12 protein-coding genes are annotated in these 15,770 nt (G+C 73.8%); 4 read left to right on the top strand and 8 right to left on the bottom strand.

Annotated elements, in window-relative coordinates; all coding sequences use genetic code 11:
* Position 1: 1 nt before the first annotated feature.
* The 5 genes from ACZ6RT_RS03240 to ACZ6RT_RS03220 all read right to left on the bottom strand — a co-directional run bounded on the left by ACZ6RT_RS03240 (position 2) and on the right by ACZ6RT_RS03220 (position 5,395).
* Positions 2–1,954: a CRTAC1 family protein gene (locus tag ACZ6RT_RS03240; protein ID WP_470152083.1), complete on the bottom strand. Its 1,953-nt coding sequence runs from the start codon at positions 1,952–1,954 to the stop codon at positions 2–4.
* 3 nt (positions 1,955–1,957) lie between these two features.
* The gene (locus tag ACZ6RT_RS03235; protein WP_470152082.1) at positions 1,958–2,962 is read right to left on the bottom strand and encodes a DUF1702 family protein; all 1,005 of its coding nucleotides are present in this window, start codon (positions 2,960–2,962) and stop codon (positions 1,958–1,960) included.
* A gap of 284 nt (positions 2,963–3,246) precedes the next feature.
* A complete protein-coding gene (locus ACZ6RT_RS03230) occupies positions 3,247–4,251 on the bottom strand; it encodes a DUF1702 family protein (protein ID WP_470152081.1) in 1,005 nt (334 codons plus the stop codon).
* Positions 4,252–4,355: 104 nt separating this feature from the next.
* Positions 4,356–4,832: a hypothetical protein gene (locus tag ACZ6RT_RS03225; RefSeq protein ID WP_470152080.1), complete on the bottom strand. Its 477-nt coding sequence runs from the start codon at positions 4,830–4,832 to the stop codon at positions 4,356–4,358.
* On the bottom strand, positions 4,832–5,395 hold the full coding sequence (locus ACZ6RT_RS03220; protein WP_470152079.1) for a hypothetical protein: 564 nt from the start codon (positions 5,393–5,395) through the stop codon (positions 4,832–4,834). The genes ACZ6RT_RS03225 and ACZ6RT_RS03220 overlap by 1 nt, the downstream gene beginning before the upstream one ends.
* A 236-nt stretch (positions 5,396–5,631) precedes the next feature.
* On the opposite strand from ACZ6RT_RS03220, the gene ACZ6RT_RS03215 reads away from it, so the two are divergent.
* Positions 5,632–7,347 (top strand): acyl-CoA carboxylase subunit beta, encoded by a 1,716-nt coding sequence (locus ACZ6RT_RS03215; protein WP_470152078.1) that lies wholly within the window; start codon positions 5,632–5,634, stop codon positions 7,345–7,347.
* Between the two features lie 152 nt (positions 7,348–7,499).
* A complete protein-coding gene (locus ACZ6RT_RS03210; protein ID WP_470152077.1) occupies positions 7,500–8,513 on the top strand; it encodes a hypothetical protein in 1,014 nt (337 codons plus the stop codon).
* Between the two features lie 106 nt (positions 8,514–8,619).
* On the opposite strand, the gene ACZ6RT_RS03205 is transcribed toward ACZ6RT_RS03210, so the two are convergent.
* Positions 8,620–9,975, bottom strand: a complete 1,356-nt coding sequence (locus ACZ6RT_RS03205; protein WP_470152076.1) for an extracellular solute-binding protein — start codon at positions 9,973–9,975, stop codon at positions 8,620–8,622.
* A 264-nt stretch (positions 9,976–10,239) separates the two neighbouring features.
* On the opposite strand from ACZ6RT_RS03205, the gene ACZ6RT_RS03200 reads away from it, so the two are divergent.
* Positions 10,240–11,703, top strand: coding sequence for an FAD-dependent oxidoreductase (locus ACZ6RT_RS03200; RefSeq protein ID WP_470152075.1), 1,464 nt, complete (start codon positions 10,240–10,242; stop codon positions 11,701–11,703).
* A gap of 331 nt (positions 11,704–12,034) precedes the next feature.
* Here ACZ6RT_RS03200 and ACZ6RT_RS03195 read toward each other — a convergent pair whose 3' ends face one another.
* On the bottom strand, positions 12,035–12,955 hold the full coding sequence (locus tag ACZ6RT_RS03195) for a winged helix-turn-helix transcriptional regulator (RefSeq protein ID WP_470152074.1): 921 nt from the start codon (positions 12,953–12,955) through the stop codon (positions 12,035–12,037).
* Positions 12,956–13,687: 732 nt separating this feature from the next.
* On the opposite strand from ACZ6RT_RS03195, the gene ACZ6RT_RS03190 reads away from it, so the two are divergent.
* The gene (locus ACZ6RT_RS03190; protein ID WP_470152073.1) at positions 13,688–15,001 is read left to right on the top strand and encodes a helix-turn-helix transcriptional regulator; all 1,314 of its coding nucleotides are present in this window, start codon (positions 13,688–13,690) and stop codon (positions 14,999–15,001) included.
* Here the strand turns inward: ACZ6RT_RS03190 and ACZ6RT_RS03185 are convergent.
* Positions 14,931–15,752, bottom strand: coding sequence for an alpha/beta fold hydrolase (locus tag ACZ6RT_RS03185; RefSeq protein ID WP_399188785.1), 822 nt, complete (start codon positions 15,750–15,752; stop codon positions 14,931–14,933). The two genes, ACZ6RT_RS03190 and ACZ6RT_RS03185, sit on opposite strands and share 71 nt — an antisense overlap.
* Between the last annotated feature and the right edge of the window lie 18 nt (positions 15,753–15,770).

The following is a 15,770-nucleotide window of genomic DNA, read 5'->3' as shown; positions in this document are numbered from 1 at the left end:
TTCACCTCTCCCTTGCCTGCTCGCCGAGCCGCAGGGAGTGCCACCCGGGGCTCAGCCGGAGAACCTGCTCACGCACCTGGCCGCTCCGGTCGCGCCAGCACAGGTGCACCTGGACGGGCCCGGTGACGTTCTCGCCCAGGCCGATGTGGACGTCGTGGCTGCGCTTCCCGGAGTGACCGCTGCCGCCGTCGACCCGGCCGAGGAGCTTGCGGCCGTCCTGCGTGGTCACGGTCACCTGCGCGCCGACCACCGGGGAGCCCGGTGCCTGCTCGGGCCCGTCGTGGGTCAGCCGGAGGCCCAGGAAGGCGCCGGAGGACGGGCTCTGGTTGTGGTAGAAGACGGGCGCGTCCCACTGCCGGGCGACGGCGAGGTCGAGCCGGCCGTCACCGTCGGCGTCGCCCACGGCGATGCCGCGGGTGGGCACCGGGACGGCGAGGCCCAGGCTCTCGGACAGGTTGGCGTACCGGCCGTTCTCGCCCTTGGCGAAGAAGGCCAGCCGCTGGCTGCCGGCGATGTCGTCGCCCTCGCGGACGTTGGGCCACGAGCGCGGGTTCTCCACGACGCCGTCGTTGGCCGCGGCGAGCTCCTGCAGCTGCGGCCAGCGGTTGACCTCGCCCTTGACGAACCCGTTCGTCTGGGCGATCTCCAGCGTGCCGTCGTTGTCGAAGTCGGCCGTCTTGACGTCCCAGGCCCAGCCGGACCAGGCGGTGCCGGCCTCGGTGCTGTGGTCCTTCCAGGGCGCCTCGCCGCGGGTCAGCGCCTTGCGCAGCTCGTCGGTGTTGCGGGCCGTGGACAGGAAGTGGAAGTTGCTCTCCTGGATGCCGAACGGCGTGGTGATGTTGCTGACGAACATGTCGTACACGCCGTCGCCGTTCAGGTCGCCGAAGTCGATGCCCATGCCCTTGAAGGAGTCGGCGCCGACCCGCTTGGACTTGGGCACCGTGCCGTCGCGGGGGGTGCGCACCGGGGCGAAGACGATCTTTCCGGCAGCGGAGCGGTTGTGCAGCAGCGCGTCGGGCCCGTGGTCCTGGGCGATGTACAGCTCGGGGCGCATGTCGCCGTCGAGGTCGCCCGCGGTGGAGGCCAGCACCCAGCCGCCGGAGATGTCGCTCGGCAGGACGTCGTCGAGCACCTGGTAGGTGGGCGCGCCGCCGGGGCCCGCGGCCGACCAGCGCAGGATGTAGTCCTTGCCGCCGTTGGAGGCGTTGGACAGCGAGCGGTTCATCACCCCGCCGTCCTTGGTCTCGTCCAGGACCGGGCCGTGCGGGAAGTAGTTGCCGACGTAGACGTCCTCGTGGCCGTCGCCGTCGAAGTCGGCGATCGCGACGGCGTTGGAGTTCCACTGCGGCCCGGTGTAGCGGCCTGCGGTGGAGTTGGCGCCGGGCACGGCCTCGACCGGCTGGTAGGCGTCCCTGGCGAGCGTGATCCGCTCGTCCTGCGCGGCCTTGGCCAGGAAGATCACCGGGGTGCGGCCCCAGTAGTAGACGAACAGGTCGGTGCGGCCGTCCTCGTTGAAGTCGCCGGGGGCGCAGCCCATCGGGGCGATGACGTCGTTCATCGGCAGCGGGGCGGCGTCCAGCGCGAAGGGCGCGTACCGCGCGGCTCCCCGGCCGGGGGTCGGCGTCACCACGACCTGGTCGATGCGCGGGTCGGTGACGCACAGGTCGTTGGACAGGCCGTCACCGTCGAGGTCGTTCATGGCGATCCCGGCGCCCACCGAGGAGATCCAGGCGTCGATGTCCTTGTAGGCCTTGTTGACCTTGCGGATCGTCTTCTGCGGGAAACCCCCGGGCATGGAGATCGACATGGGCGTGAACCCGTACCTGCCGCTCATGGCCGAGGTCTCGGCCGAGGACGGCTCGGGCTGGCGGGCCAGGACGAACATGGTCGCCGCGAGCACGACGGCGACGACGCTGGCCGCGTACCTGCGGAGCAGGCCGGTTGTCGCGGACACGTGTTAGCACCTCCCTGCGGACAGGAACTGGGCGGCGACGCGCTGCCGCCAGACTTCGTAGGCGGGCGTCTCCCCCTCGGGGGCGGGCCCGTCGGGCCGGACGTCGCGGCTGACCTGCGCGGCCTGTTCCGGCGTCATGCCGCAGAAGACCTCGGTCGCGACCCCGGTGTGCGGTACGACGAGGCCGGCGCGGACGCGGGCCTCGGCCGCGAACACGCAGGCCTGCGCGACCTGGGGACGGTGGGTCCCGGAGCGCCGCAGGAACTCGGCGAGCTCCTCCTCGCCGGCGCCGCCGGCGTAGGTGGCGGCCAGCCCGGCGCCGCTGTACAGGTCGGCGTGGCGGGCCTCGGGGAACCGGTCGATCATGTCGGCGACGACCTTCGCGTCGGCGCCGCCGACGAACCACATGGCCCGCCCGATGCCCTGGTCGATGGCACGGGGCACGTACCACCCGGGGCCGCCGGACGGCCAGGGGAAGCGGTCGGGCCGGTACTGCTCGTGCACGTACCTGCGGGTGTGGAAGTAGGCCTGGTGGAAGCCGTAGCCGTCCAGGACGAGCCACTGCAGCAGGGGGTCGAACGTGCCGATCCTGGACCAGCGGAACCGGGGCAGCCGGGCCATGGCCCATCCGGCCCCGACGTAGGCCATGTAGACGTGGTCACGGCCAGGGCCCTCCACGAACCGGGCGAAGCGGCCGCCGCGACCGACCGACAGGCCGTCCATGACGGCCATGGCCATCGCGGCGCCCTCGTAGGCGAAGCCGCGGAAGCGGACCGGCACCCCCTCCAGGTCCCTCTCCGCCTCGGCCGGCGTGCGGGCCTCGGCCGCGTACGCGTAACCGGCCAGGAAAGTACGGCCGATCGTCTCCAGCAATTCCTGGGCGTCGGCGTTCTTCCGGTGAAATCCCCGGACTTCGAGTGATGCGGCGGAGGCGTTCGGGGTGATTAACTTTCGCCTCAACGCGCGCCATGAACCGGCCAATGTTCTCCCCGACCCTTCATGTCGCATTGGGTGATCCAACGGGAATGTACGTGTTTATGGGGATATTCCGTCTACTTCGAATGTGCTGACCGGAGAAACCACATAAAAGGCGCACGAACCACGATGTCCATGAATGGCCTACAGCGTCAGCACGCTCGCGCGCCTCGGCGCGTACGCCGGCACACGCTTCGGCGCGGACCCGGCGCGAGTACGGGACGGAACCCGGTGCGGGACGGATCCGGCGCACATCGGACGCGGACCCGGCGCGGACCCGGCGCGGGTACGGGACGGAACCCGGTGCGGGACAGGGCTCAGCGCGGGGTGCGGGCGGTATCCCGGAAGTGGGCGTGCACGCGACGGCGCCACAGCTCGTAGGGGACCTCCCGGCCCGCCGTGGCCGCCGTCCCGTACTCGGCCACCCCCGCGTCGGCGAGCGCGGCGGCCGACTCGACCGACAGGTCCGCCAGCACCGCCGCGGCCGTCTCGGTGTGCGCGGGCACCGGCCCGGCGTGGTGGCGGGCCTTGACCGCGAACACCGCGCCCTGGGCGAGCTCCGGCCGGTGCTCCCCGGCCGCGTGGCGCAGCGCCGCCAGCCCCTCGGCGTCGCAGCCCCCGGCGAAGGCCGCCGCCAGACCGGCGCCGCTCCACAGGTCGGCCCGGCGGTGGGAGGCGAACCGCTCCACCGCCGAGGCGACGGCGTCCGGCCGTGCCCCGTGCACGAACCACAGCGCGCGGCCGATCCCCTGGTCGACGGCGCGGGGGAAGTACTCCGGCGCCCCGGCCCACGGGTACGGCTCGGGCACCCGCTGCTCGCCGATCCAGCGCCGCGTGTCGAAGTAGGCCCGGTCGAACCCGTAGCCGTCGACCGCCAGCCAGGTCATCGTCGGGTGGTACGGCGAGCCGTCGATGTCGGGGACCACCTTCTTCCACAGCGGCCGGGGGAGCCTGGCCATGGCGAAGCCGATCCCGATGTAGGCCAGGAAGAGGTGCGGCGCTCCCGCCCCGAGCAGCAGGTCCCGGGTGCGGGTCCCGCGCCCGGGCCCCATGGCGTCCAGGACGGTGAAGGCCATCGTCACCCCCTCGTACGCGAAACCGCGCAGTTCCGGGGCGACGAGGTCCACCCGGCGCTCGACCTCCCACGGTTCGCGGCAGTCGATGCCCCACTCGAATCCGCAGACGACGCTCTGCGGGATCATCTCCAGCCGTCGCGTGGTCTCCGAGGGGGTGACGGGGAAACCGCGCCTTTCGAAGGTCACGTCGCGCAGCGAGGGGGTCAGCAGGAGCCTGCGCAGGGATCCGAGAACGGTCGGCATCATGCCTCCTTCACAACCGGACGGCCCGCCACCGGACGGATCGCCGATGGCGACCCAGCGATCGTCGTCCGCCGGGCCGCCGGCGCGCATCTCGCAGACTGCGCGGGTCACGCCCCGCGCCGGGCCCGCACGAAGGGGTGGGCGAGCAGGCCGAGACCGGCCGCCAGCAGCAGCGCGGTGAACACCCACTCGCGCGAGCCGCCGGGGCCGTACACCCGGTACGGCCGCCCGACGTCGACGGCCGCGGTCACCTGCCCGGGACGCAGCGACTCCCGGTCGCTGCCGTACAGCGCGACCCCCCGCCGGTGGATCGTGCCGTCGCCGGAGCGGAATTCCCCCGTCCACGTGCACGACTCGTGCCCGGGGTGCCGCACGCAGGTCACCTCCCGGGCCGTGAAGTGGCCCGGGACGCCGTCGGCCCGCGCGGCCCGGACGGCCGGGCCGACGCCGGGCACCGTCAGGTAGAGCAGGAACACCCCGACCAGCGCCGTGAGCACGCCGAAGGCCGAGGGGCGCCTGCTCCCGGACGCCGGCGGGCGCCCCGGGACCGGCGCGGGGGGACGCCCGCGGGTCGCGGTGCTCATCACCCGGCCTGTGCCGCGCAGGCGCACCGCATCAGGGAGCGCTCGGCGGGACGGGGCCTGCGGTGCATGATCATCGCGACCACCATGGGCGCGAAGACCACCGCGTTGTAGAACAGGTGGAGCTCCATGCGGGGGAAGGCGAGCTGGAGGATGCTGACCGGGGTGGGACGGCCCAGCAGGTGGGTGCCGGTCAGTGCCTGCAGGAGCAGCAGCAGGTGCTCGAAGTGGTGCCAGACCTGGATGCCCAGCGCCACGTTCCACCACGTCCGGGCCCTGCCGGTGAAGCCCGTCCGCAGCAGGAGGAACCCGGCCAGCATCAGCAGCGCGTAGCCGTAGTGCATCCACTCCGAGGTGACCAGCCAGGGGAACGGCACCCCGAGCACCCCGCGGGCCTCGGGGAGCGGCCAGCCCAGCACGTACACCTGGGCCGCCTGGGCGAGGTGCTCGGCCCAGTGGGCCACGACCACCACCATGAACGCGCCCAGCGCCACCCTGTGGTACTCGGCGTTGAGACTCGCGAGCCGTCCTGCGGGACGGTTCGCGAGAACCGAGTGAGACGTCATGCGTCGACCTCCGTCCGTGTCGCGCCGGGCGGCCCGTCCGATCCGCGGGCCGCGGCGCCTCGCCGATCCATCGCCTGGGATTGTGGGCCGCCCCGTACCGGCCGACAACTTCCCGCGTGCCGAACCAGGGCCGCCTCCCGCGGCTGAGCATGCGCCGAGATGCCCGGCCCGCGCGGGACGGCCGATGCTGGGGGACGCCCGGGACGCCGCAGGCAACCGAGGAAGGAGTACCCCCGATGACCGTCTCCGAGGTCGATCTCGCACCTGCCGCCCGGCCGGCCGAACCCGGCGTACGGCCGGCCGAACCCGCCGCGCGGCCCCCCGGCAGACCGGCGAACGGGCACCGCTCCGGCCGGGTGGACGCGGACGGCGCGGCCACGGACCCGCTCCCCCGCTCGATGCCGATGCCGATGCCGATGCTCCGCAGGCGGCACCGCGAACTGCGCGACGGCATCGTCGCCGGCCGGAGCGAGGCCGTCGCGCGGCAGCACCGCCTCGGCAAGCGGACCGCCCGCGAGCGGCTCGGCCTGCTGCTGGACGAGGGCTCCTTCACCGAGATCGAGATGTACCGCCGCCACCGGGGACAGGAGCTGGCCGGGCGTGACGACCGGCCGTACACCGACGGGGTGGTGGCGGGGTCCGGCACGGTGGACGGCCGCCGGGTGTTCGTCTACGCCCAGGACTTCACGGTCTTCGGCGGATCGCTCGGCGAGGCGCACGCCGCGAAGATCCACAAGGTGATGGACCTGGCGCTGGCCACCGGGTCACCGATCGTCGCGCTGAACGACAGCGGCGGCGCCCGCATCCAGGAGGGCGTGATGGCCCTCGACGGCTACGGGGGCATCTTCCGCCGCAACGTCGCAGCCTCCGGCGTGATCCCCCAGATCAGCGTCGTGCTGGGCCCGTGCGCGGGCGGTGCCGCCTACTCCCCCGCGCTGACCGACTTCACCTTCATGGTGCGCGACACCGCGCAGATGTACCTGACCGGCCCGGACGTCGTCGCCGCGGTCAGCGGCCAGCGCGTCACCCACGCCGAGCTCGGCGGCGCCGAGGTGCACGGCGGCAGCTCGGGAGTCGCCACGTTCGTCCACGACGACGAGGAGAGCTGCTTCGAGGACCTGCGGTACCTGCTGTCGCTGCTGCCCTCCAACAACCTGGACCTCCCGCCGGCCGGTCCGCCCCGCGGCGCCACCGAGGACCTGCGGCCCCGCCTGGCCGAGATCGTCCCGGTGGAGCCGAACAGGCCGTACGACATGGGGGAGGTCATCGCGGAGCTGGTGGACGACGGCGAGTTCCTGGAGATCGGCGAGGGCTGGGCGAAGAACGTCGTCTGCGCCCTGGCGCGCCTCGACGGCCGGGTGGTCGGCCTGGTCGGCAACCAGCCCCTGACGCTCGCCGGCGCGCTCGACTCCGCCGCCTCGCAGAAGGCCGCTCGCTTCGTCCGGTTCTGCGATGCCTTCGGGATCCCGCTGGTGACCCTCGTCGACGTGCCCGGCTTCCTGCCCGGCGTCGACCAGGAGCACTCCGGGATCATCCGTCACGGCGCCAAGCTGCTGTACGCCTACTGCGAGGCCACCGTGCCGCGCATCCAGGTGATCGTGCGCAAGGCGTACGGCGGCGCCTACATCGTGATGGACTCGCGTTCCATCGGCACCGACGTCTCCCTGGCCTGGCCGACCAACGAGATAGCGGTGATGGGCGCCGAGGGCGCGGTGAACGTGATCCACCGCAGGGAGCTGGCCGCCGCCGAGGACCCGGTGGCGCTGCGCGCCGAGCTGGTGCGCGAGTACACCGAGCGGCTCGTCCACCCGCACTACGCCGCCGAGCGAGGGCTGGTCGACGACGTCATCGACCCCGTGGAGACCCGGGCCGCGGTCGCCCGGTGGCTGGCCGCCCTGGAGGACAAGCGCGCCGCCCAGCCGCAGCGCAAGCACGGCAACATCCCCCTCTGATCCCCACCGGACCACCGGTGCCCCTGCCCGCGACCTGCCCGCGACCTGCCCGCGCCCGGCCCGGGTGCCCCGCGGCCCCGCACCCGGGCCGGGTCCCCCACGACCGGTCCCGTCCCGCCCCGTCCGAGAACCGCTTCGAAGGGAGCACGACCGTGTCGACCACGTCCCCCGCGTCCACCACGTCCAGACCGTCCGGACCTTCCGGGCTGTCCGGGCCTTCCGGGCCGCCCGCCGCACCGGAGCCGTCCGCCCCGCTGCCCGCCGGGCCCGCCGTCCGGCGCCCGTGGAAGGTGGTCCTGCTCAGCGCGCTGGCCGGGTTCCTGCTCACCGTCGTCTGGTCGGCCGAGTTCGTCGACCACGCGATCGGCGGGACCGTCGCCGACGCCGTCCTCGGCCGCGACGCCGACGCCACCCCGATCACGGGCCTGCTGTCCGGGATCGCGTTCGCGTTCGCCACCGGCCTGGCCGGTACGTTCACCGCCTGCAACATCGCCGCCCTGGGAGCCGTCGCGCCGCTGCTGGGCGCCGGGCGCCCGCTGAAGGCCCGGCTGCTCGGGACGCTCCGCCCGCTGGGCTGGATGGCGGCCGGCATGCTGACCGTCTCGGGGATCTACGGGGTCGTGGCCGCCCTGGCCGGTACCGGCATGCCGCAGTTCCTCACCACCCCCTCCGGCCCGGGGATGTCCCCCCGGCTGGTCCAGGCGATGGTGGTCTTCGGCGTGATCGGGCTGATCCTGCTCTACCAGGGTCTGGCCGCGCTGGGCATCGTCCCCGACCCGCTGGAGCGGATCTCGCGCCGCTTCCCCCACGCCCGCATGGTCGTCATGGGCGCGCTGATCGGGGCGTTCCTCGTCGGCCGGCCGTTCGGCCTGTTCCGGCAGCTGTTCCGCGACACCGCCGAGAGACACGACCCGCTGTACGGGGCGCTGGCCTTCATGCTCCAGTCGATCGGCAACATCGTGGTCGTGGCGGTGCTCTTCCTGATCCTGGCGCTCGGCACGGGCGGGCGCGTGCACCGCTGGCTGACCGCCAGGCCCGGCCGGATCGCGGTCGTCACCGGGGCGGCGTTCATCGTGGCCGGCGTCTTCACCCTGCTGTACTGGGACGTGCGGATCCTCGCCCGCCGGGAGATCATCCCCTGGTACCCGATGGCCCCCTGGGCGTGACGGGCGGCCCCGCCCGCTCCGCCCGTCCTTCGGTCCCGTACGGCCCGCGGCTCCGCCCGGCCCCTCACCGAGGGCCGGGCGGAGCCGCGTGACGCTCCCGGGAGGGTCAGTCGATGACCAGGCGCCGGGGCGTGCGGGGGGCGGGCCCGGCGCAGTCGGCGTTGTAGTCGTCGAGCGCCCGCTGCGCCTCCTCGGTGGCGCGGGCGAAGCGGGCGGCCGGGTCCGCGCCGCCGGTGAGCACGTCCTCCATGGCCCCGGTCAGGGCGGCGTGGATCGCGGCGACGTCACCGACCAGCGGGCCCAGCGCCGCCGGCGAGCAGTCCGACGCCCGCAGCTGCTCGACCGCCACGCGCTGGTGCGGGTGCTCGTCGAACCAGCCCTCCTTCTCCAGCAGGTCGGCCGAGGCGCCGGTGACCGGGACGAAGCCGGTGGCCCGGTGCCAGGCCGCGGCGTTGGCGGGAGAGGCGAGGTACTGCATGAACGCGAGAGCCCCGTCCCGCGTGGCCTCGTCGAGGCCGTCGGCCAGCCACAGGGAGTCCCCCGATACCGCGCTGCCCACGTACGGGACGTCCCCGTTGTACGGCATGCGGCCCACCGCCACCTCGAACCCGGCCGCCGCGCCCGCTCCGACGATCTCCTGGGCGGACTTGGAGGAGTCGAGGAGGAACGCGACCCGCCCGCCGGCGAACGCCTGGAAGGTGCCCATCCAGTCGGCGACGGCCCCGGTGTGCAGGTAGTACCCCCGCGCGTGCATGCTCCGCCACCACTCCACCCAGGCCAGCATCTCCTTGGAGGCCAGGTCGACGGTCCGCGCCCGGCCGGAGCGGCCGTTGTCGTTGTCGGCCAGCGGGCCGCCCTGCGCCGCGAGCGCCTGCTGGAACAGCCAGCCGTGGTCGGCCCAGGTGATGGCCGGGCCCCCGCGCAGCCGGGCGACCGCCTCGCACGCGTCCTCGACCTCCTCCCAGGTCCGCGGGATCCCGGTCACGCCGGCCTCTGCCAGCAGCGTGCGGTTGGCGTAGAGCAGGAACGTCGTGGCGCTCACCGGCATGGACAGCAGCTCGCCGCCCCGCGAGTGGTGGGCGCGGACGGCGGGGATCAGGTCGTCGACCACGACCGGCTCGCCGAGGATCTCGGTGCGCCCGCCGATGGCCCGGCCCACGGGGGTGAACAGCGGCCGGCCGTCCGGGCCGAGCGTGTCCAGGACCGTGCGGCCCGCGCTCGCGTAGTAGCCTGCGACGTCCGGCGGGGTGCCGTCCTCGACGGCCCTGGCGACCTCCTGGGCCATCGCCGGGAACGGCACCTCGCGGATGACGACGCGGTACCCCGGGTGCGCCACGCCGAACTCCTCCGCCCTCCTGCGCACGGGTGCCAGGAAGTCCTCACCGTCGTAGGTGGGGAACGGGTAGTCGGCGAGCCAGACGTTGATCTCGATTGTGTCCGCCGATGCGCGGGACTCGGGCATGGGTCCTCCATTCGAACGGTCGCGGTCACGCGCGGGCCCGGGCCGTCGGTGGTGCCGGGCCCCGCCGATCCAGGCCACACCGGCGCGCGCCGTCGTTCAACTTCCCCGTTGCCGTGCCGCCGCGCCGCCCGGCCACCGGCACGTCAGGAGATGCGGCACGCCCGCGCCCGGTGTGACGATGCCTTCGCCGAGGTCTCGCCATCCCCTGTCATCGGCGTTCACCTCTGTGTGCCCTTTATCCCTGCGTCATCGGAGGCGACAGCGATGAGCGATCATGTCGGAAACCGCGCGGTGGTGCTCGGCGGAGGAATGGCGGGGCTACTGGCCGCGCGCGTGCTCTCCGAGGCGTACACCGACGTGCTCGTGGTGGACCGCGACACCCTGACGGGGGTCACGGGCCCGCGCCGCGGCGTCCCCCAGGGGCGGCACGCCCACGCGTTGCTCGCCCGCGGCCAGCAGATCCTGGAGGAGCTCTTCCCCGGGCTGGGCGACGAGTTCGCGGCGGCCGGGGTGCCCGCCGGCGACCTCGCGGGCGACCTGCGCTGGTACTTCAACGGCCGTCGGCTCCGCCCGGCCCGCAGCGGCCTGATGAGCGTCTCGGCCACCCGCCCCGTGCTGGAGGCCCGCGTCCGCGCCCGCGTGGCCGCCCTGCCCAACGTCGCCTTCCTGGAGCGGCACGCCGTGCTCTCCCTGAGCAGCACCGCGGGCGGGGAGCGGATCACCGGCGTGCGCGTGGCCGCGGAGGACGAGACCGGTCCCGGGCGGGTGCTGGAGGCCGACCTGGTGGTGGACGCCACCGGACGGGGCTCGCGGACCCCGGTCTGGCTGGAGGAGCTCGGCTACGACCGCCCCGGCGAGGAGCGCGTCAAGGTCGGCCTGGCCTACACGACCCGCCACTACCGGCTCTCGTCCGACCCGTACGGCGACGACCTGTCCATCAACCCCGTCGCCTCACCGGCGAACCCGCGCGGCGCGTTCTTCCCCAAGCTCCACGACGGCAGCTCCCAGCTCTCCCTCACCGGCATCCTGGGCGACCACCCGCCGACCGACCCGGACGGCTTCCTGGCCTTCGTCCGGTCGCTGTCGGCGCCCGAGATCTACGAGGCGGTCCGGGACGCCGAACCGCTCGACGACCCGGTGACCTTCCGTTTCCCGGCGAGCGTGCGCCGCCGCTACGAGCGGCTGCGCCGCTTCCCCGAGGGCCTGCTGGTGATGGGCGACGGGGTGTGCAGCTTCAACCCGGTGTACGGCCAGGGCATGACCGTGGCGGCACTGGAGGCGATGGTCCTGCGCGAACACCTGCGGCTCGGCGTGCCGCCGCGTCCGCAGCGGTTCTTCCGCGACATCTCCCCCGTCATCGACGTGCCCTGGGAGATCTCGGCGGGCGGGGACCTCGCCTTCCCCGGGGTGGAGGGCCCGCGCAGCCTCAAGACCCGGCTGGGCAACGTCTACATGAGCCGCCTGCACGCCGCGGCCGCCCGCGACGGCGGCGTCACGGAGGCGTTCTTCCGGGTGGCCGGCCTGGTCGACCCCCCGCAGAGGCTCTTCCGCCCCGGGCTGGTGCTCCGGGTGCTGCGCAACTCCGGGGGCCGCACCGCGGAAGAGCGGACGGCGGTGGGCAGCAGCGCCCAAGACCGGACGACCGTGGACCGCACCGCCGAAGACCGGACGACCGTGGACCGCACGACAGCGGACCGGATGGCCTCCTCGGGCGGCGCCACCGGGTGACCCGCCCCGCCCGCGGGCACACGGGTCCGCCCGGCCGGGGAGATCCGGCCGGGCGGACCCGCCGTCCGTGTGCCGCTCTCCCCGCCCCGCACGAACGAGGACGTGCACGAACGAGGACACGTGCGAACGAGGACGCGCACGCATCTCCCCCGCTCGCACGACCGAGGACGCGCACGAATTCCCCGGACACGGACGAATTCCCCGGGCACGGACGAGGGCACCGCCGGAGGATCTCCGGCGGTGCCCTGGAAGCGTGCGGGTGTGGTGCGGTGTCCTCGGACCTGGAGGCGTGCGGGTGTGGTGCGCCGAGGAAGGGCGGATCCGGCGCGGGTCAGGAGCCGACGAGAGAGGGCTCGGGACGGAAGGTGAAGATCTCCACGAAGCGGGTCATCAGGGCGGGGTCGCCGGTGATCCGGAGGGTTCCGTTCTCGATCGCCTCGGCCGGGTCGATCTCACCGGCCATGAGCGCCCGGAGCAGCGGGCCCGGCTCGACGACGAGGTCGGCACCGGGAAGGGCACCCTCGCCGACGCTGAGGACGCCGTCCTCGACGCGCGCGTGCAGCACCATCTCACCGAGGCGCAGCTCGTACCCGGCCGTGAGGCCGCGGGCCGCCTCGGGGTGGAACGTCGTCCGCAACGCCATGATCATCGAGTTCACCGTCACGACGTCCTCCGGCCGGGGCTCGCCGAGCGAACGGGCGCCCCACCGGCTGAGCTCGGCGACGGCCCGCTCCAGCTGTCCGCCGTACTCGGTGAGCTCGTAGACGGGCGCGTCCGCGGCGTGGCCGTCCACCGGCTCCGAGGGCCGGCGCCGGACGACCCCGACGTGCTCGAGCTCCCGCAGGCGGACGGTCAGGGTCTCGGCCGGCATCCGCGGCAGACCCCGGCGCAGCTCCGGCAGGCTCTTGGGACCGGTGAAGAGGTCACGGACGATCAGCAGCCCCCAGCGCTCGCCGACCATCTCCAGCGCGCGGGAGAGCCCGCAGAACTGCCCGTAGGAACCCCGGGTCACGGTCTGTAGCTCGGACAGGACGCCCTCCATGTCGACACCGAGCGGCCCGATCTCCGCGAGCAGCGCGTCCGCGTCGTCCGGGACGGTACCCGGGGCGGTACCCGAGACGGCGTCCGAGACGGCGTCCGAGACGGCGTCCGCCCGCTCCCGGGACGGCCGCGTCGCCGTGAGCCGGAAGCGGTCTCCCGCGATCGTCACGCCCTCGCGGTCGACGACCATCCTCCATCTGGCCTCGTTCATTTCCCGCCCTCCAACCTTCCGTTCTCGCACCGATGCACATTTCCGCACGTTTGACTCGGTGATGCGTGGAACCGACCGGGCGGTGCCCTTCCCCCAGGGCCGGGCCGTCTTCCGGTCATTCTTTGGTCTTCGTTACGAGAGTGTCCGAAGAAACGTCCGTTCGGTTCTCGGGTTGCCGCTTCATCGTCATGGAGGTGCATTTCCCCGGCATCTCCTGGGTTGCCGAGCCGGAGGCGCCGGGCGCGCGTTTCTTCTGGATTGCCGGAACGGTTTCCCGCGTTGACGTCCGGTCCGGGGGACGTGCTGTAATGGTTCCGCGGCAACTGGCGCAATCATCATCGTGACGGCGGGGATCGTACCCGCGACATCAGGCGCCACGATTCCCGCGGCCGATTCCCCGCCCGTTGCGGGGAATCGGCCTGGGGAACCGGCGGGGCGCGAGCGGCGCACCGGCCCGCCGAAGGGCGCTCACAGGCGTTCCCGCCGTGAGACGCCCATCCGTGGAAGGAGGAACCTCCATGAGCGAGCGTCGGCCCGGTCCCTCCGGGCCCGTCCGGAACGGCTCCGCACGGAATCGGGCGGCACGGAATCGGGCGGCACGGCCGTGGCACCGGTCTCCCGCGCACCGCACGCGCCGCGCGCACCGCGCGGGCCTCTCGTGAGTCGCCGGCCGGAGTTCGGGACCACGCCATGAGCCCCCTCACCCGTGAAGACCGTGACCACGCCGGATCCGTGACCGAACCCGTACGGCACCGGCCGGTGATCCGCGAGCATCGCCGGAGCGGTCCGCGGACCGTGCCGGGCGAGACGCCCCCGGGCGGCCCGCGTGAGCGGCCCGGCCCCGTGCCCTCCGCCGCGCGACCCGCCCCCGACAGGAGCGCCGCGCGATCCGGCCGGGACGGAAGCGCCGCGCGACCCGCCCCGGACAGGAGCGCCGCGCGGCCCGACCTGGACGGGACCGCCGCGCGGACGCCGGACGAGAGCGGCACCGTCCCGTGGACGCCGGACGGGGCCCGGACCGCCGGACGGGCGTCGGAGGAGGCCAGGACCGCCAGGTGGACGTCCGCCTTCTCCGCCCTCGGCATGACCGCCGAGGCCGAGGAGGTCTACCGCTACTTCCTGCGGCACCCCGGCGAGGGCGTCGACGCGGCCGGACGGGCGCTGCCCCTCGGCCCGGAGACGGTCGAGGCCGCGGTCGCGACCCTGCGCGCGCTCTCGCTGCTCGACGTGTCCGACCGGCACCGGGTGGTGGCCACCGAGCCGCAGATCGGGATCGAACGGCTGATCGAGGCACGCCTCGACGAGCTCAACGCGGAGATCCGCCGCGTCCTGGCGACGCGCGACTCCATCGCCTCCTTCTTCGAGGACCACCGGTGGGGCGAGGCCCCGGCGACCGCGCTCATCGAGCGGGTCGAGGGGCTGGAACGGGTCCGCCGCAAGCTGGACGACCTGTCCTTCTTCACCCACGAGGAGACCCTCTGCCTGCACCCGGGCGGACCGCTGTCGGACGCGGCCATCGAGACGGCGCGGACGCTGGACACCCGGTCGCTGCGGCGCGGCGTGACGGTGAAGTCGATCTACCACCCCCGGGCGCTCCGCCACCCGGCGATGGCCGCGTACGTGCGGGACGTCATCGACCTGGGAGGACGGGTGCACGTCACCCAGGAGCCCATGGACCGCATGGTGATCTTCGACCGGAGCGTGGCGGTCGTCCCCATGGACCCCCGGGAGAGCTCCCGGGGCGCGCTGCTGGTGCGCGAGCCCGGGCTGGTCTCCCGGCTGGCCACCCACTTCGACGGCCTCTGGCAGGCCAGCGAGCCTCCCCGCGACCTCGCCGGGCCGCGCCGGGAGCTCCCCGCCCTGTCGGACCTGGAGAGACGCGTGCTGTCCGCGCTCGCCACCGCCGACAAGGACGAGGTCGCGGCCCGCCAGATGGACGTGTCCGTCCGCACCTACCGCCGCTACGTCGCCGACCTCATGGCCCGCCTCGGCGCGACCAACCGCTTCCAGGCGGCACTGCGGGCCAAGGAGCAGAACTGGATCTAGGCCCGGGACCGGCGCCCGGGTGCTCCCCGGGCGTCTGCCCGGCGACCTCGTCCAGGATCACGACCAGCTCGTCGGGCGCCGAGACCATGGGCCAGTGCCCGGTGTCGAGCGTCCGGAAGGTCCACGCGGGCTCCTCCCGCATGGCCTCGACCTCCGGGGAGAGGTCCTCGCCGAAGTGGTCCTGCAGGCACACGACGTAGGTGGCCCGCCGCTCGGACAGCGGACGCCGCAGGGTCACGGGCTCGGACACCGTACGCCCGGGATGCCCGACGAGGCGCCCGGCCAGCCGCAGGGCGTCCTGTTCGGACAGGTCCTGCCCCTCCGCGACCTCGGAGACGTCGGGAGGCGGCCAGCGGCCCCCGCCCTCCTCGATCAGGCGCAGCTCCCCGGCACGGATGCTCTCGGGGAAGGTGTGCAGGACCGACCGGCCGTCGTGCGGCAGGAACGCCTCCACGAACACGGTGTGGGCCACCAGGTCGGGCTCACGCTCGGCGACCTGGCCGGCGACGACGCCGCCGTAGCAGTGGGCCACCAGGACGGCGTCACGCAGCCCCTCGCCCTTCAGGACGCGTACCACGTCGTCGACGTGGGTCGCCGGGCCGACGCCGGCGGGGTCGCCCTGCCCGGAGGCCAGCCCGGACAGGGTGACGGGGTGGACCCGGTGGCCGAGATCCCTCAGCAGGCCGGTGACCCGCTCCCAGATCCAGGCGCCCGCCCACAGGCCGGGAATCAGCACGAAGTCTCTCTTCACGGTGGTGATCACCTCCTG

Source organism: Streptosporangium sp. NPDC050148, from assembly GCF_055586505.1.
Note: the sequence above shows the minus strand (reverse complement) of the source record. Positions and strands in the feature narration are given on the sequence as shown.

Coding starts and splice junctions, on each gene's coding strand:
- ACZ6RT_RS03205 (WP_470152076.1), bottom strand. CDS start 9,975: ATGCCCGAGTCCCGCGCATCGGCGGACACAATCGAGATCAACGTCTGG.
- ACZ6RT_RS03230 (WP_470152081.1), bottom strand. CDS start 4,251: ATGATGCCGACCGTTCTCGGATCCCTGCGCAGGCTCCTGCTGACCCCC.
- ACZ6RT_RS03215 (WP_470152078.1), top strand. CDS start 5,632: ATGACCGTCTCCGAGGTCGATCTCGCACCTGCCGCCCGGCCGGCCGAA.
- ACZ6RT_RS03220 (WP_470152079.1), bottom strand. CDS start 5,395: ATGACGTCTCACTCGGTTCTCGCGAACCGTCCCGCAGGACGGCTCGCG.
- ACZ6RT_RS03200 (WP_470152075.1), top strand. CDS start 10,240: ATGAGCGATCATGTCGGAAACCGCGCGGTGGTGCTCGGCGGAGGAATG.
- ACZ6RT_RS03195 (WP_470152074.1), bottom strand. CDS start 12,955: ATGAACGAGGCCAGATGGAGGATGGTCGTCGACCGCGAGGGCGTGACG.
- ACZ6RT_RS03235 (WP_470152082.1), bottom strand. CDS start 2,962: ATGCGACATGAAGGGTCGGGGAGAACATTGGCCGGTTCATGGCGCGCG.
- ACZ6RT_RS03225 (WP_470152080.1), bottom strand. CDS start 4,832: ATGAGCACCGCGACCCGCGGGCGTCCCCCCGCGCCGGTCCCGGGGCGC.